The organism is Pseudoalteromonas nanhaiensis, assembly GCF_051235485.1.
In the GTDB taxonomy this organism is placed as follows: Bacteria; Pseudomonadota; Gammaproteobacteria; order Enterobacterales; family Alteromonadaceae; genus Pseudoalteromonas; species Pseudoalteromonas lipolytica_C.
In genome coordinates this window covers 45,845-66,960 of record NZ_JBPNYQ010000017.1, presented here as the reverse complement: position 1 = coordinate 66,960, position 21,116 = coordinate 45,845, and the positions used below count along the sequence as shown (strand labels likewise).

19 protein-coding genes are annotated in these 21,116 nt (G+C 41.4%); 5 read left to right on the top strand and 14 right to left on the bottom strand.

Translation table 11 applies throughout. The features are described from left to right. Nucleotides 1–28 precede the first annotated feature (28 nt). Nucleotides 29–328, bottom strand: coding sequence for an AzlD domain-containing protein (locus ACSFVZ_RS14590; protein ID WP_135923134.1), 300 nt, complete (start codon nucleotides 326–328; stop codon nucleotides 29–31). Further along, nucleotides 325–1,032: an AzlC family ABC transporter permease gene (locus ACSFVZ_RS14585; RefSeq protein WP_135923135.1), complete on the bottom strand. Its 708-nt coding sequence runs from the start codon at nucleotides 1,030–1,032 to the stop codon at nucleotides 325–327. The genes ACSFVZ_RS14590 and ACSFVZ_RS14585 overlap by 4 nt, the downstream gene beginning before the upstream one ends. 141 nt (nucleotides 1,033–1,173) lie before the next feature. On the opposite strand from ACSFVZ_RS14585, the gene ACSFVZ_RS14580 reads away from it, so the two are divergent. Further along, the gene (locus tag ACSFVZ_RS14580) at nucleotides 1,174–1,824 is read left to right on the top strand and encodes a cytochrome b/b6 domain-containing protein (protein WP_135923136.1); all 651 of its coding nucleotides are present in this window, start codon (nucleotides 1,174–1,176) and stop codon (nucleotides 1,822–1,824) included. Nucleotides 1,825–1,884: 60 nt separating this feature from the next. Here ACSFVZ_RS14580 and ACSFVZ_RS14575 read toward each other — a convergent pair whose 3' ends face one another. Next, nucleotides 1,885–2,337 carry a c-type cytochrome gene (locus ACSFVZ_RS14575; RefSeq protein WP_135923137.1) on the bottom strand — a complete coding sequence of 151 codons (453 nt, stop codon included), beginning with the start codon at nucleotides 2,335–2,337 and terminating at the stop codon, nucleotides 1,885–1,887. Nucleotides 2,338–2,687: 350 nt separating this feature from the next. Further along, the gene (locus ACSFVZ_RS14570; protein WP_135923138.1) at nucleotides 2,688–3,158 is read right to left on the bottom strand and encodes a DUF2721 domain-containing protein; all 471 of its coding nucleotides are present in this window, start codon (nucleotides 3,156–3,158) and stop codon (nucleotides 2,688–2,690) included. Between the two features lie 232 nt (nucleotides 3,159–3,390). Between ACSFVZ_RS14570 and ACSFVZ_RS14565 the strand changes: the two genes are divergently transcribed. Continuing rightward, nucleotides 3,391–7,092 carry a S8 family serine peptidase gene (locus ACSFVZ_RS14565; RefSeq protein WP_235403940.1) on the top strand — a complete coding sequence of 1,234 codons (3,702 nt, stop codon included), beginning with the start codon at nucleotides 3,391–3,393 and terminating at the stop codon, nucleotides 7,090–7,092. Between the two features lie 128 nt (nucleotides 7,093–7,220). Further along, on the top strand, nucleotides 7,221–9,386 hold the full coding sequence (locus ACSFVZ_RS14560) for a S9 family peptidase (RefSeq protein ID WP_435559135.1): 2,166 nt from the start codon (nucleotides 7,221–7,223) through the stop codon (nucleotides 9,384–9,386). 21 nt (nucleotides 9,387–9,407) lie between these two features. Here ACSFVZ_RS14560 and ACSFVZ_RS14555 read toward each other — a convergent pair whose 3' ends face one another. From ACSFVZ_RS14555 to ACSFVZ_RS14540, 4 genes are read right to left on the bottom strand one after another with little or no spacing between them, the layout of a single operon-like run. After that, nucleotides 9,408–10,883 carry a sensor histidine kinase gene (locus ACSFVZ_RS14555; protein ID WP_135923141.1) on the bottom strand — a complete coding sequence of 492 codons (1,476 nt, stop codon included), beginning with the start codon at nucleotides 10,881–10,883 and terminating at the stop codon, nucleotides 9,408–9,410. Then, the gene (locus ACSFVZ_RS14550; RefSeq protein WP_138557886.1) at nucleotides 10,883–11,611 is read right to left on the bottom strand and encodes a response regulator transcription factor; all 729 of its coding nucleotides are present in this window, start codon (nucleotides 11,609–11,611) and stop codon (nucleotides 10,883–10,885) included. Before ACSFVZ_RS14550 ends, ACSFVZ_RS14555 begins: the two co-directional genes overlap by 1 nt. Nucleotides 11,612–11,669: 58 nt before the next feature. Next, entirely contained in the window at nucleotides 11,670–12,398 is a 729-nt protein-coding gene (locus tag ACSFVZ_RS14545; RefSeq protein ID WP_435559134.1) for a spondin domain-containing protein, read from the bottom strand. A 9-nt stretch (nucleotides 12,399–12,407) separates the two neighbouring features. Then, nucleotides 12,408–13,109 carry a spondin domain-containing protein gene (locus ACSFVZ_RS14540; RefSeq protein ID WP_135923144.1) on the bottom strand — a complete coding sequence of 234 codons (702 nt, stop codon included), beginning with the start codon at nucleotides 13,107–13,109 and terminating at the stop codon, nucleotides 12,408–12,410. Between the two features lie 223 nt (nucleotides 13,110–13,332). Here ACSFVZ_RS14540 and ACSFVZ_RS14535 point away from each other — a divergent pair, with 223 nt between their 5' ends. Both ACSFVZ_RS14535 and ACSFVZ_RS14530 read left to right on the top strand, forming a co-directional pair. Continuing rightward, a complete protein-coding gene (locus ACSFVZ_RS14535) occupies nucleotides 13,333–13,704 on the top strand; it encodes a DUF4870 domain-containing protein (RefSeq protein ID WP_135923145.1) in 372 nt (123 codons plus the stop codon). 56 nt (nucleotides 13,705–13,760) lie between these two features. Then, nucleotides 13,761–14,195, top strand: a complete 435-nt coding sequence (locus tag ACSFVZ_RS14530) for a YqaA family protein (protein WP_138557884.1) — start codon at nucleotides 13,761–13,763, stop codon at nucleotides 14,193–14,195. Here ACSFVZ_RS14530 and folX read toward each other — a convergent pair. The 6 genes from folX to ACSFVZ_RS14500 all read right to left on the bottom strand — a co-directional run bounded on the left by folX (nucleotide 14,192) and on the right by ACSFVZ_RS14500 (nucleotide 21,111). Then, nucleotides 14,192–14,551, bottom strand: coding sequence for a dihydroneopterin triphosphate 2'-epimerase (gene folX, locus ACSFVZ_RS14525; RefSeq protein WP_054554637.1), 360 nt, complete (start codon nucleotides 14,549–14,551; stop codon nucleotides 14,192–14,194). The genes ACSFVZ_RS14530 and folX overlap by 4 nt on opposite strands. 2 nt (nucleotides 14,552–14,553) lie before the next feature. Continuing rightward, complete coding sequence (gene folE / locus ACSFVZ_RS14520; protein WP_135923147.1) at nucleotides 14,554–15,108, bottom strand: GTP cyclohydrolase I FolE; 555 nt, start codon at nucleotides 15,106–15,108, stop codon at nucleotides 14,554–14,556. A gap of 18 nt (nucleotides 15,109–15,126) precedes the next feature. Further along, nucleotides 15,127–15,846, bottom strand: a complete 720-nt coding sequence (folM, locus tag ACSFVZ_RS14515; RefSeq protein WP_135923148.1) for a dihydromonapterin reductase — start codon at nucleotides 15,844–15,846, stop codon at nucleotides 15,127–15,129. 342 nt (nucleotides 15,847–16,188) lie between these two features. Next, complete coding sequence (gene nadE, locus ACSFVZ_RS14510; protein WP_435559133.1) at nucleotides 16,189–17,025, bottom strand: NAD(+) synthase; 837 nt, start codon at nucleotides 17,023–17,025, stop codon at nucleotides 16,189–16,191. Nucleotides 17,026–17,113: 88 nt separating this feature from the next. Then, on the bottom strand, nucleotides 17,114–17,734 hold the full coding sequence (locus ACSFVZ_RS14505) for a YceH family protein (protein WP_135923150.1): 621 nt from the start codon (nucleotides 17,732–17,734) through the stop codon (nucleotides 17,114–17,116). Between the two features lie 11 nt (nucleotides 17,735–17,745). Then, a complete protein-coding gene (locus ACSFVZ_RS14500) occupies nucleotides 17,746–21,111 on the bottom strand; it encodes an ATP-binding protein (RefSeq protein ID WP_253039786.1) in 3,366 nt (1,121 codons plus the stop codon). Between the last annotated feature and the right edge of the window lie 5 nt (nucleotides 21,112–21,116).

Below are 21,116 nucleotides of genomic sequence, written 5' to 3'. Positions count from 1 at the left end.
AAAAGTACAAATTTAGCGACAAAAAAGACTAACTTAAAATGATAAATAGCCCCATGCCTGCAAGCGTGGTGTAATAAATGTTATGTGTTTTATATGCGACAATGATGGCTAATACAGCCGCACTTAAATAAGGGTTTTGCCAATCTAAGTTAATCTCTCCCTCATTTATAAAGACGATGGGTACCCAAATTGCGGTAAGTACCGCTGGGGCGCTAAAACTTAAAAATTGCTGCATTTTCGGGCCGACTTTAAACGGTAATGCGCGGTGCAAAAATAAGTAACGTGTGAAAAAGGTAATACACGCCATCAATAAAATGGTGGTCATCATAGTGTATGCTCCTCTTTTGCTTGCCAGCGACTAATTAAATAACCTACTGTCATGGCTATTAGCGCTGCAGTCACTAACCATAGCTGAAAGCCTTGGCTTTTTAAAAGCGTAGCGACAACGCCAGCGGTGAGCACAGTAGCCAACGTAGCAAGGTTCTTTACACCAGGAATAACTAAGGCAATAAATGTGGCAGCAATGGCAAAATCAAGCCCAAGGTCTGTTAAGTCAGGCAGTAAGCTACCCGCGACTATGCCAAGCAAAGTCCATATATTCCACGCAATGTAAAAACTAAACCCTGCACTGAGCGCGTAAATAAGGCGCACTTTTGTTCGGTAGGCTTTGCGATGGTGCGAAAACGCAAATAATTCATCTGTGAGTACAAAGCTAACAGGAAGGCGCCAACGAAAAGGTTGATCAATGACTTTGTGGCGAATAGCTAAACCATATAGAAAGTGCCGCGAGCTAATAATGAGTGTGGTAAACAATATAGTAAGCAAAGGGGTATTGCCGGCCATTAATTCAATTGCGACTAGCTGCGCAGAGCCTGCAAATACCAACAATGACATCGCTTGTGTTTCTAAAGCACTAAAGCCATTTTGGACGGCTAACGAGCCACATAAAATGCCCCAAGGTAACACTGCAAGGCACAAGGGGAGCATGTCGAAAAACCCTTTTAGTAATGCTCTTATTGTTGATTTATGCATTTTATCGCTCATGTTTGTTGTTGTGGCTCAGATCAAAACAGCTGAAATAGAGGTGTGTCAAAATAACTGAAGTTTGTAATAATGTATAGCCGAACCCGTTGCTGAAATTCATCATTTGCGTCTTTTAAAGGGAAAATTACAATGTCGAAAGTTAAAGTATGGGATGGCTTTATAAGAAGCTTCCATTGGTTATTAGTTGCGGCCATCGCAACACTCTATTTTAGTGCTGAAGAGGGTATGTTAGAGCTGCATTTTGCAGCAGGCTACTTCACCTTGGCGCTGATTATTACACGTCTTGTTTGGGGGCTTATTGGTAGCAAAACAGCAAAGCTCTCTGCACTTATTCACTCACCTGTTGCTGCAATTAAATCATTTACAAGCAATGAGCATAAGGCAGGTCATGGTGCGGCGGGCAGTTATATGGTGATTGCATTTTTTGTTTTAATACTTGTGCAGTTAACCTCGGGACTTATGACCAGCGACGATATCTTAACAGACGGCCCGCTAGTCGCACATGTATCATCAGATACCGTAGAATTTGCGGGTTGGTTGCATCATTTGAACTTTGATATTTTGTTGTATGCCATTGTGTTGCATGTATTGGCAATTGTGATTTACCGCATTAAGGGAAAGAATTTAGTCAAACCTATGCTAACGGGCAGTAGCGACCAGGTTTCAGTCACTGAGCCTGTCACTAAATCACCTATGCTCGCTTTTATTATTTTTGCTGTGTGCTTAGTGGTGCTATTTACAACTTGGGGTGCAGAGCCGCTCAGTTATTTGCTTGGGTAGACTTCTCAAGATAATAAAAAGGCGCTTATCAGCGCCTTTTTAGTTTACATAATTACGAGACTAGTCTTTGAAAGACTTATGGCAATCTTTACAGCCTTTAGCCCATGCGCCAAATGCTTTACCAATTACTTTTTCATCGCCACTCTGTGCTGCAACTGCTAGTTCATCAGCATATTGTTGGAAGGCAACTGCTTTTTTCATAAAGGTTTCGTTATCGCTCCATACAGCAGCAAGTGCAGATGTATCGCCTTTATCAGAACCCGCTACAAAAGCTTCCCAAGGCATTTTTGATAGTGCAGCTGCATTGTTGGCACGCTTTTGAAAGCGTTCAGCATCAAAAGGTACTTTTCCTTTTAGCATATCGCCCATGTCACCAATTTGTACGCGGATCATTGAAAATGCTGCCTGACGATACTCGATTGCATCACTTGGTTCTTCAAATACAGAATTTGCTGATGCGCCTAGTGCCATTGTAGATAGCATTGCACCTAATACTAATTGTTTTAATTTCATTCCTTTTGCCCCTTAAGATGTCATAAAAGTAAACTAACTGAGTTGTATCTTAGCTCAATATAATATTCAAGTGTATTGCGGTTTACTAGGGCGTATTTACCTTTGTGGATTAAATTTGTTCACTCTAGGGGCGATTTAATCGCGGCGCGAGATTTGTAACCTAGTGGGCTAAGTAAAAATCGAGCAACAAAGAGTTAATCGCCCCTAGGAAGAACCCGAAGGGCAGCGCGTGTTTGGCATTGATGCTGCGTTATCGCCTATTTATGTGGAACAACCACACTACATAGGCTCTGCCTTGCCTAAATACCAAACACACTGCTGCAAAATTAATCATAAAAGGTCAATACGCCCTAATCATTTATATCAATATCGGCGAATATCATCCCGCGGCGCATACTTCTGGTTGCTAAGAAAACCTCGCCTAGTAAAGATAAAAAACCACAGATCAACAGGGCCATAGCGGCCACAAAGCAACTGGCAATTGTCACGCTTAGGTTAATAGATTGGATATGTGATAGAAATAAACACATAACCACAGCGCACACTAATAAGGCACTAAGCACACTTGCACTAAATGCAATATGGATACAGCGCGAGCGCTTTAATAACGCTCTTAATTCAGTCGTTAGAGACTTATTAAAGTCTTCATCAGTACTGACCTTTAACTTACGCTCAAGCTGCCTTGCACGGTCGGTAATGCGGGCTAGACGGTTAGATAACACACCTAATGTGGCAGCAATACCCGTAATTAAGAATACCGGGGCTACGGCTGTTTGAATCACCTTAGCCATAGTAAGAATATTAATGACCTCTGAGTTCATTATGTTTACCTTTTTGCATTTGATTCATTTACAAATATTTACAACCCATGCTTTTTCATTAAACGCTTTTAAAACAAAGTCTTGTCAGTTTTTTTCTCGCATATAATAAATTTACTGTAACTATAATGTAACTGAAATGTTGTTCTTGAGTGTGTTTACGCTTTATATTGGTGATGAAACTTTGTTTCAATCACTATTTAGGACGATAAAATAACATATCCCAGGGGAACCCATGTCTAAAAATCTAATAAAAAGAACAGCAGTTGCTTTGGCTGTAACAAGTGCAATGTGCGCTAGTGCACAAGCCAATGACTTTTCAAAATACAATCTAGCAGGCAAAAAGTTAATTAAATCAAGTGCTGTTACTAAAAAAGAGCAAAAAGTTCGCAGCGAAGCAACAAGTTGGTTAGTTAAGTTAAATGCACCAGCAACAGTAAATGCAACATCACGTGGTGCAGATATTGCGAGTATTCAGTCACAAGCACAAGCGGCACAAGTAAGTGTAGAGCAAGCGATTAGCAGCATGGATTTACCGCTGCAAGTTGTTGCGAAAACATCAACACTTGTCAGCTCAATAGTAGTCAATGGTAATAAGCAGGACGTTGCAAAGCTTCTCTCTAACGCGCAAGTTGAGGGTATCTACCCTGTTTATGATTATGAATTGCATGTTGCAGACAGTGCCGATTATATTGAGGCAACACCTCTTGTCGCGAATGGTTTAGCAACAGGTGAAGGTGTTCGCGTTGCGGTACTTGATACAGGTATCGACTACACACACAAAGCATTCGGTGGTGAAGGTACTGATGAAGCATATGCTGCTGCGATTGCTGATCCTGCATCAGTTGATTGGCCACAAGGTAAAGTTTTAGGCGGTTATGACTACATCAATAATGATAATGATCCAATTGATGTAGATACAAATCATGGTACACACGTTTCTCACTCGGTTAACGGTATCGCACCAAACGTAGATTTATTCGTTTACTCTGTATGTAATAGTGGTTGTCCTGGTCTTGCGCAATTATTAGCGCTTGAAAGTGCAATGGACCCAGATGGTAATGGTGATATCAGTGACCGTGTTGACGTAATCAACATGTCTTTAGGTGGTGATTACGGTGATATTGCAAATGATGCTGTAGGCTTATTCATCAACCAAGCAGTTAAACTAGGTACCAACGTGGTTATCTCTGCAGGTAATGATGGCGCATATCCATTTATCGTTGGTGGCCCAAGTACCACTGAGCATGCTCTTTCTGTTGGGGCAATGACTCACCCTACAGGTGCTGAGTCAATTGGTAGTGGTACAGTTAATGGCGAAGAAGCAATTGTGCAGCCAGCAAGTTTTGGTCCTCAAACTGCGTTTAGTTTCTCAAATGACGATATTGAACTTGTTTACCCAGATGCGAACCAAACAGCATGTGAAGCGTTTGCTGATGACGTAGATTTTACTGGTAAGGGAGTTATCATCGACCGTGGTGCATGTGCATTTACAGTTAAAGTATTAGCAGCACAAGCTAAAGGTGCAGAATTTGTTATTATTGCAAACAATAACGATGATGGTACGCCAGCTCCTATGGGTGGTTCTGATCCAAGTGTAACTATCCCTTCTGTCGGCGTAACATTTGCCGCAGGTACAGCACTTAAAGCAGGCGGTACATTTAACCTAACAGTTGAACGTTTAGTTCTTTCTGGCGCTATTGCTGATTTCACATCGCGTGGTCCTTCAATGGGTGGTCTGTTAAAACCTGAAATTACAGCACCAGGTGTAAACATCATGACTGCTCACCCAGGTTTAGGTGATGGTCTTACTGGCGCAACAGGTACTTCATTCTCAGGTCCAATCACGGCTGGTGCGGTGAGCTTATTAAAAGAAGCACTGCCTGAACGTAATGCACTTGAGTTAAAAGCTACGCTAATGAATACCGCTAACCTCAATGTCACAATGGAGCCATTAGCGATTAACCCTGATGCTGAGCTTGCGCCAATTAGTTATATCGGGGCAGGTTTAGTTGACGTAAATAAAGCGGCTAACTTACCAGTTGCTGCGTGGGCTGCAGATACTAAACAAGCTGCGCTTTCGTTTGGTTTAGTAAATGCATCAGAAACAGTAGAACTAACTAAAACTGTTCACGTTAAAAACTTCTCAAATGAAGCAAAGGTTTATACGCTTTCACTTGAACAGCGTTATCAAGACGATATAGAACGTGGTTCATTCTCACTTGATTACCCAGAAACAATCACAGTTCCAGCTGGTCAAATGCTGTCATTTGATGTCACTGCGACAATCGACCCGACAACATTACCTGAGTGGACTTTGACTGATGACAACATTGGTTCTCAAGACTCAACGACGGATTTAACGAACCTTGAGTTAGACGGTGCGTTAATATTCTCAGATGGTGACGAGAAAGCATTCCACCTTGTTTACCACGTATTGCCAAAAGCGAATGCAGCAATGAGCTTTATGCCAGTCATGACTGATGATGGTGTTGCTCACCAACTGACAAATACTGGCGCTGTTGCTTTAGAGCCTGTGTTTGCACCAACGGTAGCGACTGATGAAGTCGATGAAGATCAACGTTTAGACTTGGTTGGCGCATCGATTGAAACATTTGCAGTACCAGCAGAGGTCTGTGATAGCGGTTATGTAACATTAACAACTATGGTACTAAATGATGGTATCACTCACTCTTATGTGGGTGGCTTCATGGCTGACTTCGACCTTGATCAGGATGGCACGTACGACGTTACAGTACAAAATGGCAAGTTAGAATGGTTCTACGATGTTGAGCCAGGCACTGCTATTACCTTCACTCATGGCTACGGTAGCTCTTCAGGTAATCTTAATAACATTTACCAAATTATTGGTAATAACCATCTAACGATGCAAAGCTGTTTAGGTGCATTTGGTCTAACGGCTGATGATATTGGTAAAGCAACTGCAAATGTGCGTTTCCGTACAGAAGAAGAAACTTGGACTCCAATTGCATCAGGCGAAGGCGATGTTGCAATGGGCACATATACATTCACTGATGCATCAAATGATGTCTATGCAGCGCTTGTTGATGAATCTGGTGAGGCTGTAAGTTCAATTGAACCAGGCGCTTCAGCAACATTATTGAATGCTGGTGCAGACTTCATGATCCTATCTGATTCTGGTTCTAAAGCATACGCAGCAACACCGAGTGCAGATGCTAATACAGCGCCTGAGCTTGCCGATGCTTCGTTCAGCGTTGATGAAAATAGCGCAGAAGGTACTGTTATCGGTATGCTTGAAGCGACTTACGGTGCTGAACTTGCAAATCCAATTTCTGAGTACATCGTACTGAGCTCTTCTTCTACAGCGGTTTCTGTGAACGCGGCTGGAGAAGTTGTGGTAATGAATGCAGAGATGCTAGATTACGATGCAGGCCTTACGTCTATTGAGCTTGAAGTTGTTGCTGCAGATTCTGCAGGCAATATCTCTGAACCTGCGATGGTGACTGTTGAAGTTATGAACGTTGCTGACGAGCCAGAAGAAGTTAACCCAGTAATCGATGCTGATCTTGGTGAGTTCACGGTTCAAGAAAACGCAGCAGAAGGTACTGTAATTGGCACTGTGACTGCGACTGACCCAGATGCAGATCTGACTCCTATCGCTACTTATGAAGTGACAGGCAGTGATAGCATCAGCATCAGCGATACAGGTGAGTTAATGGTTGCGGGTGCAATCGATTATGAGCAAACAACCTCTATCGAAGTATCAGTGACAGCAGTTGACTCTGCAGGCAATATGTCTGAAGCGGTGACGATTACTATTGCAGTAACACAAGACCCGGCAGAAGATGTTGTAGCTGAAGAACCTGCGAAGAAAAAATCTTCTTCAGGTTCGCTAGCATGGTTAACATTACTTGCTGCGCCGTTCGCATTTATGCGTCGTCGTAAGCAAAAGTAATTGCTTGATAAGTAACTAATAAAGGGAGCTTCGGCTCCCTTTTTACATTGCTTCACAAAGGCTACTTATAAATTCACGGTTAATTACTTATATTAGGGACTTAATAATAAAAATTAATTAGGATCCCTATGAAAGTTGGCCATTCACTTTGCCTTGCGGCACTCTCTTTAGCTGTTCTATCAGCGTGTAATAAAGTTCCAGATAATAAAGAACAAGCAATTATTACAGAGCAAGTTCAGATATCTGCTCCCGTCGCCAAAAAAATACCCTATGAAATGACCATCCATGGTGATACTCGTATCGATAACTATTATTGGATGCGAGATGATGAGCGTAAAGATGAAGCCGTCATTGCCCACTTAAATGCTGAAAATGAGTATGTAGAAAGTATGCTCGCACACACTCTGCCATTGCAAAACACCTTGTTCGAAGAGCTCAAAGGACGTATTGAGAAAGATGACGATACAGTGCCAACCAAAAAAGGTGATTATTACTATTTTTCACAAACGCGCGGTGATGACGAATACCCGGTTTATGTGCGCAGCAAAGATAGCCAGGGTGAGAATAAGCAGGTTATCTTGAACGTAAATGACCTTGCTAAAGATCATGATTATTTTGCTGTAACAGGTTTGGCAGTGAGCCCAAATGGCAATTTGCTTGCTTACGGTGAAGATACGGTGAGTCGTCGTATTTATACAATTAAAGTAAAAGATTTAAGCACAGGTAAAATGTTGTCAGAGAGCCTTGAAGGCACTGAAGGTGAAGTTGTTTGGGCGAATGACAACAAAACCTTTTACTACATTAAAAAAGACCTACAGACACTGTTAGGCTACCAAGTTTATCGCCATACACTAGGAACATCTCAAGCCGACGATGAGCTAGTGTATGAAGAAAAAAATACCAGTTACTACACGGGTATTTCGAAAAGCAAAGATCAACAAGAAATCTATATTAGTCATGGCAGCACCAGTGCCTCGGGCATCTCGGTTATTGATGCCAATGATGTAAAAGCAATGCCAAAACGTTTTATTGAACGCGAAGCAGGGCTTGAATACGACATCAAAAAATTGGGTGATTGGTATTATATTGTTACCAATTTAAATGCAGTTAACTTCCAACTGATGAAAGTTCACCGCGATAAAGCGCATGATAAAGCAAATTGGCAAACGCTTATTGCTGGTCGTGATGATGTGAAACTTGAAGGTATTGAGTTATTCAATAATCATTTGGTTTACGAAGAGCGTGAAAAGGGTCAAACCCGTATCACTATTCGCGATCTTCGTAACCAACAAGAGCAAGTAGTTGCTTTTAATGACCCAACTTACATGGTTTTTAGCTATGGTAATAGTGAGTTAGATAACCCTAACTTACGTGTTTACTATTCAAGCATGACGACCCCAGGTAGCAGCTACGATATCAATCTTGAAAATGGTGAAAAAACGCTACTGAAGCAGCGCAAAGTGTTAGGTGACTTTAACCCAGACAACTATGCCTCTGAGCGTGTTTACGTAACGACCCGAGATGGTGTTGATGTACCCGTTAGCCTTGTTTATCGTAAAGACAAGTTCAAAAAAGATGGCTCTAATCCACTTATGCAATATGGCTATGGCTCGTACGGTGCAACTATGGATCCGAGCTTTTCAAGCTCGCGTTTAAGCCTTCTTGATCGCGGTTTTGTATTTGCAATTGCGCATATCCGTGGTTCGCAAATGTTAGGCCGTCCTTGGTATGAAGATGGTAAGTTGCTGCATAAACAAAACACCTTTAATGACTTTGTTGATGTGACTAAGTCTTTAGCTGCTCAAAAATATGGTGATAAAGATAATATTTTTGCCATGGGTGGCAGTGCTGGTGGCTTGCTAATGGGGGCTGTTGTCAATCAAGCACCTGAGCTTTATAAAGGCGTTATTGCAGCAGTGCCTTTTGTCGATGTAGTGACGACCATGCTTGATGCCAGCTTACCATTAACAACGAATGAGTATGACGAGTGGGGTAATCCGAACGATAAAGTCTATTACGATTATATGTTGTCATATTCACCATACGACCAAGTTAAAAAGCAGGCATATCCAAACATGTTAGTCACTACCGGATTGCATGATTCACAGGTGCAATATTTTGAACCGGCAAAGTGGGTGGCTAAGCTACGTGAATATAAAACTGATGATAACCTATTACTGTTCAAAACCGACATGGAAGCAGGGCATGGTGGTGCATCTGGGCGCTTTAAAAGCTTGCAAGACACCGCGTTATTTTATGCCTTTATGTTAGATTTAGCGGGTATAGAAAAATAATCACCCATCAGGCATCCGTGATTAAGCGGATGCCTGCATGGTTAAATTAAAGCGAAATTCACTGCCTTTTCCAACAGTACTTTGTACTTCGATTTTACTATTCATTAGCATAAGTAGTTGTTTACATATAGCTAACCCTAATCCGGTAGAGCCACGTTTTATACTATTGCGAGCCTGATAATGTGGTTCAAAAATCGCAGTGAGCTCGTCGGCATGAATGCCAACACCAGTGTCTGATACCGCTACAAATAGTTCGTTAGCTTGCTCAGAAACGCTAACTGAAATCACTCCGCCATCTGGGGTATGGCGAATAGCATTTTCGATTAAGTTTGTTAGCACTCGTTCTAACTTGGCAATGTCAGCAGTTACTGTGAAATCGCATATCTCAGGGATAACCTTAAGTTTAATGCCGGCAGAGCGAGCGGTTAATTCCAGTTTTGCCACACAGTCATAAATTAACTCGCCCAAATTAAATGTTTCGGCATTTATTTTTACTTGCCCGCACTCTAAGTTAGCTAATTCAAATATTTGCTCAATGAGTTGTTTTAACTGTTGGCAATTATCCATCGCTAAATTTAGATAATGTTGCTGCTCTTGCTCACTTAAATGGCTGTTAGGCTTATTAATTACTTCGATAAAACCATGTAATGACGACAGCGGTGTTCTTAAGTCATGAGAGAGGTGGGTTAGTAATTCGCGACGCTGCTTATCTGCATGCTGTAGGGATTGAAATTGCTCATCGATGCGCGACAACATTGCATGTACGCCTTTGCTTAAATTACCAATTTCATTGTTACCCGTGTAACTTGGTCTGAGCGACATCTTTGTTAGGCTGTAATTGGCCGCTTCAATCTGGCAAATTTCTTTGTTGAGTTGTTTTAGCGGTAATGTGAAGAACCTAAATAATATTAGCATGGCTATAAAAAGCGCGAGCATAGCTGTTATAAACCAAGCCGCACCTAGCCACAGTGCATCATTTTCTTTGATATTGTTTAAGGTTGTATCAAATGCTTGACCACCAATAATAACGTATAAATAGCCTTGCAGTTGTTGTTGATTAAACACCGGGGCAGCAGAGAAAATCTTTTTTGCGTCATGGCTACGTGGATCGTCACCATAAATAGGTGTGGCAGTGGGGTCGTTAATGAGCTTTTTAATGGGAGCAAGGTTGATCTGTTTTTTAATAACTTGGCCCGGTTTTGCAGAGTATGTAAGTAATTCTCCGCGTGGGTCTACAAAATAAAATTCAAAGTTGGGGCCTAATATCATCAGGGTATGAAATAAATTCTCTAAGGCTTCATAATCATACACACCTTGTTTTATTAAAGGATTGTCATGAACGAGATGCTCAGCCAGCTGTAAGTGTAAGTTTTGCTGTGCATGGTGCTGCGAAGTTTGCTCAAGATGCTTGCTCCAACTAAATACTAGGGCACATAGTAGGCTAAAAATAAGTACAAGCGACCATGCGAGCTTTTGATAGAGTGTCATTGTTTTCATTAGTGTGTGCTCAGTTGCGATGGGTTTAGTTTGTAGCCAACCCCCCATACCGTTTCAATAAAGTTGCTAGCGTGATACTGCTCAAACTTACTACGCAGACGATTTATATGTGAATTGACTGTATGTTCATAGCCACAGTGTTGATATCCCCAAACGTGATCAAGTAATTGCTGGCGACTAAATACATGATTTGGGTGTTTAGCAAAATACACCAGCAAATCAAATTCGGTGGCAGTAAGATTGATTGCTTGATTAGCTAAAAAAGCCTGATGACTTGAAAACTCGATATGTAGATCCCCAAGTTGAATGGATTCTGCATTATGCGCTTGTTCATTAGTTGATTGTGCGATGAGCAATTGTGCTCTATGGCGCAGTTGTGTTTTGATCCTTGCCTGTAACTCTCTTGCAAAGAAAGGTTTGCAAATATAATCATCTGCACCCATCTCTAAACCAATTACCCGATCCATGTCGCTACTTAGTGCAGTCAATAAGATGACAGCTGTTTGCGGATAGTGCTCTTTAATTTTTCGACATAAGCTAAGGCCATCCATTTGCGGTAGATTGATATCTAGCAACACCAACCCATAACTTTGATTAGCCAGCTTTTTTATCGCGGCCTCAGCACTTGCTGTTTCGTCAATGTGCAGGTTTAAGCTAGTCAACTGGGTGGTGATGAGTTGGCGAATGGTTTTATCGTCTTCAACTATGAGTAATTTTTCAGGGCGCATCGTTTAATCCAAGTAGCTAAGGCACATCCTTATGACCTTAGCGTAAGGAGTGCGATTGTTATTGCGTCCGCGTTATGACTATTCGAGCAACGGGGTTATCAAACTTGTATTGGCTTGTAAGCACTGAGCTTGCTAAACCATCATCTTGAGTTACAACTCCCGGGTGCATTGCTACCCGATTAATGTCGTCTCGCATTTCGTTAAAACCTTCACCTGAATCAGCCGGACCAGGAATAGTGCCAGCAGCTTCAGAGTTGGCTTCAGTGCCAGCATCATAGGAAAAACTAGTACGAGACAGTGACTCATTAACCGCTAACGAAGACACGTCTATAGCATTAAGACCGGTAAACGCATCATTTGTATTCACTAACATAGTTGCAACACTGATTTTTAATGAATCAAGCTCCCCGGTTGTTAGTACCATAGTAACCTGTTGACCCGGTGGTAGTGGGCTTTCTGCAGAAGCGGATTGCAAAGTGTATTCACTGGCTAAAAGCTCGCTGTTGTCGCCGCCTTCGGCCATTAATTCAAGAGCACTGGAGGCTGGTTCGCCAATTTGCCATAGCATGCCATCGGTATGGGCAATCACGGCAACTGGTGAGAAAGGTTGAGCGGCAGTGAGATTTGTCACTTGCACGGTAAATTGATGGCTTTCTGCCATTTCTCCCATTTGGTTAGTCATCTCATCCACACTGTCTGTCATATCAACAGTCTTTTTATCAGAGCCACCGCAAGCTGTGAGGCTTCCTGCGAATGCAATGATGAGTAAGCTTTTTGAAAAGCGCATAATAACCTCCTATTTCACTGTGATAGTTAACATAGCAACAGGGTTAAGCCATCTGTGAACGGTATTATTAAGGTCACTCATTCCACCTTCAGGATCATCGTCACCTAAGTTCCCAGGGTGAATATGAACCATCATATTGCTTTCGCTACTAGTTACACCGCTTGCATTCATACCGGCATTACCGCCCGGCGCAGCCGGAATACCTGGCATTCCCATAGCACCAGAGCCATCGACAACTCGTTCGTCATTTGCTTCGGTGCCTGCATCATAAGCGTTTAAATACAGGGTGTAAGTCCCTGCTTCTGATGGGATCATCCAACTGTCTAAACCAACAAAGCCATCATTGGTAGGCAGTAACATAGCTGTTAACGACAAGTAGTTGTTACCTTCACTGGTGGTAAGCGAAGCCATTGTAGAGCTGGTTGGCGCTAATAAGCCTTCGGCTGGATTAGCAACCATATCGTTATTTGCTGCAGCTGCTTCATTCATTAATGGTTCTATGTTACCGCCTTCAGCCATCGCTTGAAGAGCCATTGAAGCAGGTGTAGCTACGTTAAACATCTGGCTATCGTTAGTGTGAGCAGTAATTAAGATAGGAGTAAAGTGTAAGCCTTGCGTAAGGTTAGTTAGTTTTATATCAAGCTCAGCGGCTTGGCTTGTAAGGCTAGTGACTGCACATGCAGCAAACAAAGTTAAAGGTAAAGCTTTCATGATCGATTCCTGTTTTTGATGATTCAAAATCAGTATCGAACAGCAATATCCAAAAACTTTCACAAAGTTATCACATTTTTATCACAGCCAAAAAAGTCTTCTCAAAAGCCTTTTGTTTGTCTTTTGTGCACGTTTTTGTTTTAAATCTAAGCAAATTATCTATGGTAAAGTAGCCTAAAGGTTTATAGTAGAAACATAAACAGACCATAACAAGGAATTTAAAATGGATGATAATCAAAAAGTTGAAATAATTGTGGCCGATAAAGAGCAGCGTAATTGGGCGATGTTTTGTCATTTAAGTGCATTAGCGGGATTACTTTTCCCATTTGGCTCGGTTATTGGTCCGCTTATTATTTGGCTGGTGAAAAAGGAAGAAATGCCGCTTGTTGCTGAGCATGGCCGCAAGTCATTGAACTTTCAACTCACCATGATGATTGCTTACATTGTTAGCTTCTTACTGGTGTTTGTTGTTGTTGGTGTCATTTTATTACCAATCGTTGCACTGTTTTCTTTGATTATGGTTATTGTCTCGGCAATTAAAGCCAGTGATGGGAAGGAAGTTAATTACCCATTGACGATTGAATTTATAAAATAAACTGATTGCCATATAATGAGGGCTCAGCCCTTTGCTGAGCTTATTTTGTGGTATTTATGGCCTATTTCTCCTTATTCCTCAGCGCGTTTATTTCCGCAACCTTATTACCGAGCTCCTCTGAGTTAGTTATGACCGCCATGATTGCCAGTGGCGACTATTTACTCTGGTTATTGTGGTTAAGTGCGACTTTAGGCAATGTCTTAGGTAGTTGCGTTAATTATTGGCTAGGCACACAAGTGATGCGTTTTAAAGACCGTAAATGGTTTCCTGTATCGCAAAAGTCGATAGATAAAGCAGAACAGCAATTTAATAAGTATGGTATCTACAGCTTGCTATTTGCTTGGTTGCCCATTATTGGCGATCCACTTACTGTGGTTGGAGGAATTTTTCGGGTTAAGTTTTCAATCTTTTTGTTACTCGTGACCCTAGGCAAAGGCGCACGTTATTTAGCTGTGCTTGCCTTTGCGGTAGGACTAGAAAAGTTATTTTAACTTTTTTGCCAATCAAGAGTCAGTGATACTGAATCAGCAAAGCGCAGCGCATGAGGTTTATCGACACGCACTTTGGCATAGTGAACACTTTGATGCTGGTGGCAAATCGCTAAAATTTCAGCAACCAATTTTTCTAACAGTAAAAAGTGGCCTTCTTCGACAAGGCTGATCACTTCTTTAGTAATAGTCTTGTAGTTTAGCGCTTTATCGACTGCGTCAGTCTCACAAGCTTGATCAGCAGGGTAGTGAATTTCTAAATTAATCACTACATCTTGCTTTTTTTCGCGTTCCTCAGGGTTAAAACCAATGAAGGTTCGTAGCCTGAGGTTAGTGACATTAATAATTGCGTTAGCCATCATTACCCTCTAACTAGTTGTAAGAACTCGTTACGGGTTTTTGGATCTGCTCTGAAGTTGCCTAGCATGACCGATGTACGCATGCTTGAGTTTTGCTTTTCAACGCCGCGCATCATCATACACATATGTTTTGCTTCAACAATTACACCCACGCCTTTTGCTCCGGTTACTTCTTCAACCGCTTTAGCGATTTGATGGGTTAATTGCTCTTGAATTTGAAAACGGCGTGCGTACATATCAACAATACGCGCAAATTTAGATAAACCAAGAACTTTGCCATTTGGGATATAGGCAATATGACAGCGACCAACGAATGGCAGCAAATGATGCTCACACATAGAGTAAAGTTCAATATCTTGAACCAGTACCATGTCATCGGCGTCTGATGTAAATACCGCATTGTTAGTGATCTCGTCTAACGTTTGGCGATAACCTTTTGTCAGATACTCCATTGCTTTAGCGGCGCGCTTAGGCGTGTCGAGTAACCCTTCTCGTTGTGGATCTTCACCCACGGCGCTAATAATTTCGTGGTAACTCTTTTTTAAATCATCGTGCATAGGATTCTCAGTAATTCGTTATTTTAAATGTCTGCCACCATCGACAGGCATCGAACGCCCGGTAATGTAATGGCTGTGTAGTAATAGCTCTACGCTGTGAATAATTTCAGCGCAACCAGGCTCAATGCCCATCAGTGATTTTTGTAATGTTTTTGCTTTGTATTCGTCGCTATCATCTTCGTTGAAAATGATTAATGACGGCGCAATTGCATTGACCTTGATTGCAGGGGCAAACTTAGCCGCGAATGATTTTGTTAAGTTATCAAGTGCAGCTTTGCTTGCAGCATAAGCAAGGTGTTTTGGACTACCTTTTTCAACGACATAATCGGTGAGATGAATAATATCGGCAGGGTGTCCTGTATTTTCGTAATGGTGTAGCAGTAAATCGCTCACTGCTAAATTTATTAGGTAGGGCGCTTTTGCATGAATTCGCATCATATTATCGAAAAGCGCTGCATAATCATGATTACTTGCTTCGCAGTCCCAACTAGAAGCATTATGAATAATGGCTTGAAGTTGATTGGTATGCGATTTTAATTGTTCTATGAAGTTGGCTATCGCTTCATCACTATTAAAGTCAGCATGAATACATGTAGCCCCTTGTCCAGCTAGTACATCAATGGCTTGATGACGCGTACGGTAGGTAACAATGATTTCTTGCCCTTGCGCTAAAAAGTGCTCGGCCAAAGCGAGTCCAATTCGTTGGCCTGCGCCAGTAATTAATATGGGCGATGACATAAACTAATATAAAACCTTAGATTTTTAATGTAATGAGTAATGTGTTTAACACTATCAACTATAAACCAAATTACAGAACTATTTCATCTTTACTGCAATGATGTTGCTAAACTTTCTACGCAAATGAAGATAACCCAGATCATTTTTAGTAATGGAGTAATTGTAGTTAGCTTGGTTTTGATAAGAAAAGCATGTCTTAAGCAAACCCAAAAAATCATTACCTAGCAGCTTTTAACGCCGGACTAAAGGAAGTTTTAGGTATCAGGGAAGAGTTAGCTGTAGGCAATTAAACAGTGTTAATTGCCTACAGCTAGAAAGTAATGCACCAAATAATATTGTTGCTTACAGCGCGTCGTAAACGGTTGGAATAGCTTGACGTTTATGTTGAGTGCGAAGATAAATCGCAGTTAGCTTCTCTTCAACTTCTGCTGAGACTTCTTTGCCTTCTAAGAAATCGTCAATTTGATCATAAGTTAGGCCGAGCGCTTCTTCATCGGTTAAGCCTGGGCGGTCACATTCTAAATCAGCGGTAGGAGCTTTATGGACTAGCACTGCTGGTGCGCCTAAATGCTCTGCAAGAGCACGAACTTGGCGCTTAGATAAACCAAATAGAGGAGCAAGATCACATGCACCATCACCAAATTTTGTGTAAAAGCCGGTAATATTTTCTGCGCTATGGTCGGTGCCAACGACTAATCCTTGGCAGAAGCCTGCAATTTCATATTGTGCGACCATGCGCTGGCGTGCTTTAACATTACCCTTAATGAAATCTATTTTAGCTTGTTCAGGAAGCTCAGCACTTGCACCGACTAACGCGGCCATAGCTTGTTCATGCATACCATCTACAGCTGCTTTGATATTAACCGTCATGCGCTTTGATGGCTTGATAAAGTCAACCGCGAGTTGTGCTTCGTCTTCATCTGCTTGTACACCGTAAGGTAAACGTACAGCAATGAACTGATAATCGTTTGTGTTATGTTCTTGGTTTAATTCATCTACAGCTAATTGACATAAACGACCACAGGTTGATGAATCAACACCGCCACTGATCCCTAATACAAGCGAGCGTGAGTGCGCAGCAATGAGACGGCTTTTTAGAAAGTTGACGCGACGAGTGATTTCCGCTTTTACATCAATAGTGGGTTGGACTTTCATTTCTGCCAGAATGTCGGCACGCATGGTAGAGCTCCTTTTTTACTTTTGGTTGTCAGCGTGGAAGCCCCAAGACGAATGGGGTAACTACATTATGTTACGGGTCAGGTTATTATTAAAGACCTAAATGCGCTTTTATTTCGTTAATTTGTTGCTTAAGTTCGTCTATTTCAGCTCTTAATTGTTGAACTTCGCTACTGTTAATTGCTTCAGGCTCACTCAGCATCTCTTCGATACTATCTGGATCTACGAATAAGTGCATATAACGACTTTCTCGTTTTCCTGGCTCACGGGCTAAGCGAGTGACATATTCTTTCTCGATTAATGCAGCTAAAGCTGCTTCCACTTCATTAACATTACTAAACTCAGCAAGGCGGTTACTTCGGGTTCTAAGTTCGCCGGGGGTTTGTGGTCCGCGTAATAGTAGCAAACAGATAATAGCACGCTGTTGTTCGGTAAATTGCAAGCTGCCAAACTCGGTATTGCAAAAGCGGTGCGCGTACTTATTAACCCGCCCAGAAAGGCCTTCATCTAAGGTTACTAATCGCTGCGCAATGAGTTCATCAAGGGTATCTTGTACTTGTGATTCAGATAACGACAGTACTGGATCTCTATTAGATTTTTGGTTGCAAGCGTTGGTAAGTGAATTTAAAGATAATGGATAATGTTCAGGTGTTGTACTTTGTTTTTCGAGCAAACAGCCAATGACGCGTTGTTGATTTATTGATAATTGCATTGTTTTACTCTCTATTCTTCAGTGCTTAACCACACGGTTAGTTTTTTACTGAGCGTATCAAACTTCAAAGGTTTGGTAACATAATCATTCATGCCCGCATTTAAACAGCGTTCTTTGTCACCTTGCATTGCATTAGCGGTGAGCGCAATGATAGTTACATCTTGATGTGCCTTACCAGCTTCACCTGCACGAATTGCCCGAGTTGCTTGGTAGCCATCCATTTCTGGCATTTGGCAATCCATAAGCACGAGTTGGTAAGGCATTTGCTCGCGACGAGATAGCTTAGCAATTGCTTCAAGGCCATTTTCAGCTATGTCGAAGCTGATACCTACCTGCTTTAAAAGCGATCCAGCAACAATTTGATTAACCTTATTATCTTCAACTAGCAGCACTTGTGAAGCAGAATTTTCATCTTGAGTGGCAACTTTTGTAATCAGTGTGTCGTTGTTTACTTGTTGTTGCTCAATGTATTTTTCGTTAGCAAGTGAGTTAAATAAATCTGACTGGGTCAAAGGTTTAAAAATGATACTCTCAGCTTTTAAGGCCTGTTTGCTTTGCACTTCGGTCAAACTCATTGGTGCCATTAAAATACGTTTACACTGTTCAGCATTAAAGTGTTTAACAAAAACTTGTTGTTGCTCTTTAGTTGCGTTGGTATAAAACAAGAAATCAACGAAAATCGCGTCACATTCGACATGTTCCGTCATAGCCGCGCGACTCAATAAACGTGTCATATCGGTAAATACTTCAACGCTGGCCCCCCATAGTTGCAGCTGTTTTTTCGCTATATTGCTACTCAACTTACAATTATCTGCAATGAATATATGTTTTTTATCAATAATATGGCTGGGTTCTAGGGCTTTCTTTTTATGATCTATTTTCACTTTTACAGAGAAATTAAAAGTACTGCCTTCTCCATATGAGCTGACCACACTCACATCGCCCTTCATTAGGTTACATAGTTGTTTAACAATCGCTAAGCCAAGCCCTGTACCGCCATATTGGCGAGTTGTTGAGGTATCTGCTTGGGTAAATGAGTCAAATAATGTAGCTTGCTTTTCAGGCTTAATACCGACTCCGGTATCAATGATGGAACAGTTTAAAAAGTGCTCGTCATCTAATTTCTCAAGCTTAGCAATAATAATTATTTTGCCATTTTTAGTGAATTTAACCGCATTACTAACAAGGTTGTTGATAATTTGTCTGATCCTGTTTGGATCGCTGACAATAAATTCGTGATAAATATCAGTCGTATCAAGGATAAGTTTGGTGTTGTTTTGTTCGGCTTTAATTGCAAATGATTCGATGGTGTTGCCGAACAGTTTTGAAATATTAAAGCTAACATTTTCGATATCTAGTTTACCGGCTTCAATTTTTGAGAAATCTAAGATGTCGTTAATGATATGCAATAGCGACTCGGCTGAAGATTGTGCTAGCTCTAGATGATGACTCTGTTGGCTATCTAATTTAGATTGCTTAATGATATTGAGCATGCCAATCACCCCATTCATTGGAGTGCGTATTTCATGGCTCATACTTGCTAAGAACTCACTTTTTGCTTTTACTGCTTGTTCAGCTGCTTCTTTAGCTTGCACTAGTTGCTGCTCGGTTTCTATACGGCGTTGGCTGGCGTGTAAACTACCAATTAGCGCTGCAACGGCAATTAAAAAACTTTCTTCGTTTTTGCTCCATTGCCTGCGAGATTTGCATTTTTCTGCGCACACAACCCCCATGGTTTTACTACCGGTGGGAATGATCACCGTGAGCATTGAGCATATTTTAAATCGTTCAAAATAAGTTGTTCGTAATTCTTTTAAAAACGGATGGTGTGGGGCATCACTAGCATTTACAACGGCATTGTTATTAATGGCGTCAAAGTAATCAGGGTAATCAATTTGTTTTAGTGTGGTTGCTTCTCGTATTTGTGGTGTATTCTCGTCATGAACAGCAAAGGTATCGAGAGACTCTCTGTCGTCACTAAATAACCAAATGCTGGCACGGTCAACGTCAAAAGCATGACAAATCGCTTGTACAATGACATGCTTTGATAAATTCAAATTACCCGTTAGTACAGCATCATTAACTGTGAGCGACGCTAAAATCTCGTTGTGTAAAGCTACTTTCCTGTTTTCAATTTCAACTCGTTTACGGGCATCAATATTTTGCAGTGAGCCGAATACTTTTATGCAGCGGCCATTACGATGTTCGGTTTCGGCGTGAACTAACACCCATATTTCATCCCCATCAGCTGTGACGACTTGTACCTGAGTTTCAAAGCTTTCGCCGTTTTTTATAGCGCGCTCATTCAATTGGCGGATTTTATCGCGGCTTTCACCGGCTTTAAAATAACTATAATTTTGAGGCCACTCGGGCTGCTTGCTCAGCGGAAATTTAAAAATTTGTTTGGTCATATCAGACCAATACACAGATTTTGTTTCTAGGTTGAACGACCATGCCCCTACTTTGGCAAGACTACTCATAGTCTCTAGCATTCGCTCACTCTTATATTGCCGCTCAAGCATTTTCAGAAAAAACCATGAGCAACCTGCAAATAAAACACAAAATAAAATAATGGCTAACCGTAGTGGCCAAATGGCAGAAGCAGGGGGGTGCCAACCTGCTTTGGGTGATGCGTACATTTGCCACTTACCACCCGGGAAGTGAATTATAAAATCGAGAGGATCATTTTTTAAAATTGCACTTTTTCCGTAAAAGAAATCTCCTTGTGAGCCCAGACCATTTCGCCCTTGCAGGGCAACATCATAATTTTCACTGAGCGAAACTAAACCAGAGTTTACATATATTTTATTGATATCAAGTACCACAGATAATAATCCCCAAAACTGTTGTTCTGGAGGAATAAATACAGGCATACGTGCGATGAGTGCCTGTCCACCTTGTACTAGCTCTAATGGGCCAGCCATAACAATCTGGTTTTCATCTCGTGCTCTGAGCGCATCTGCGCGTTGTGCTGCATTTTCTAAAAAATTAAGCCCAATTGATTTTTCGTTACCTTCTAGGGGGTAGGTCATTCGAATAACCATATTGGGAGCCGCACCAATATTTCTTAGTTCAGATGAGGTTTCAAATAGTGGAGAGGCTATTTGGCTGTAACGAGCTTGATCTAAATTTGGCTCCGCCGTTATAGCTACGGCGAGACCGCGAACAAGTTGAATATTTGAGACGAGGATCGCTTCTAATTCAGCCCGATAAGCACTTACTTTTGCTAGCTCTTGCGCACGGAAAGCATCTTTTTCACGGTGATAATTTATCCGATCAATCACGATACCTATAACGATAACAAGCACGAGAGATAGCCAAAAAGCTAACTTTAATTTATGTAATTTCTTATTATCAGTGTCGATCGTTAATGGCATTAGAA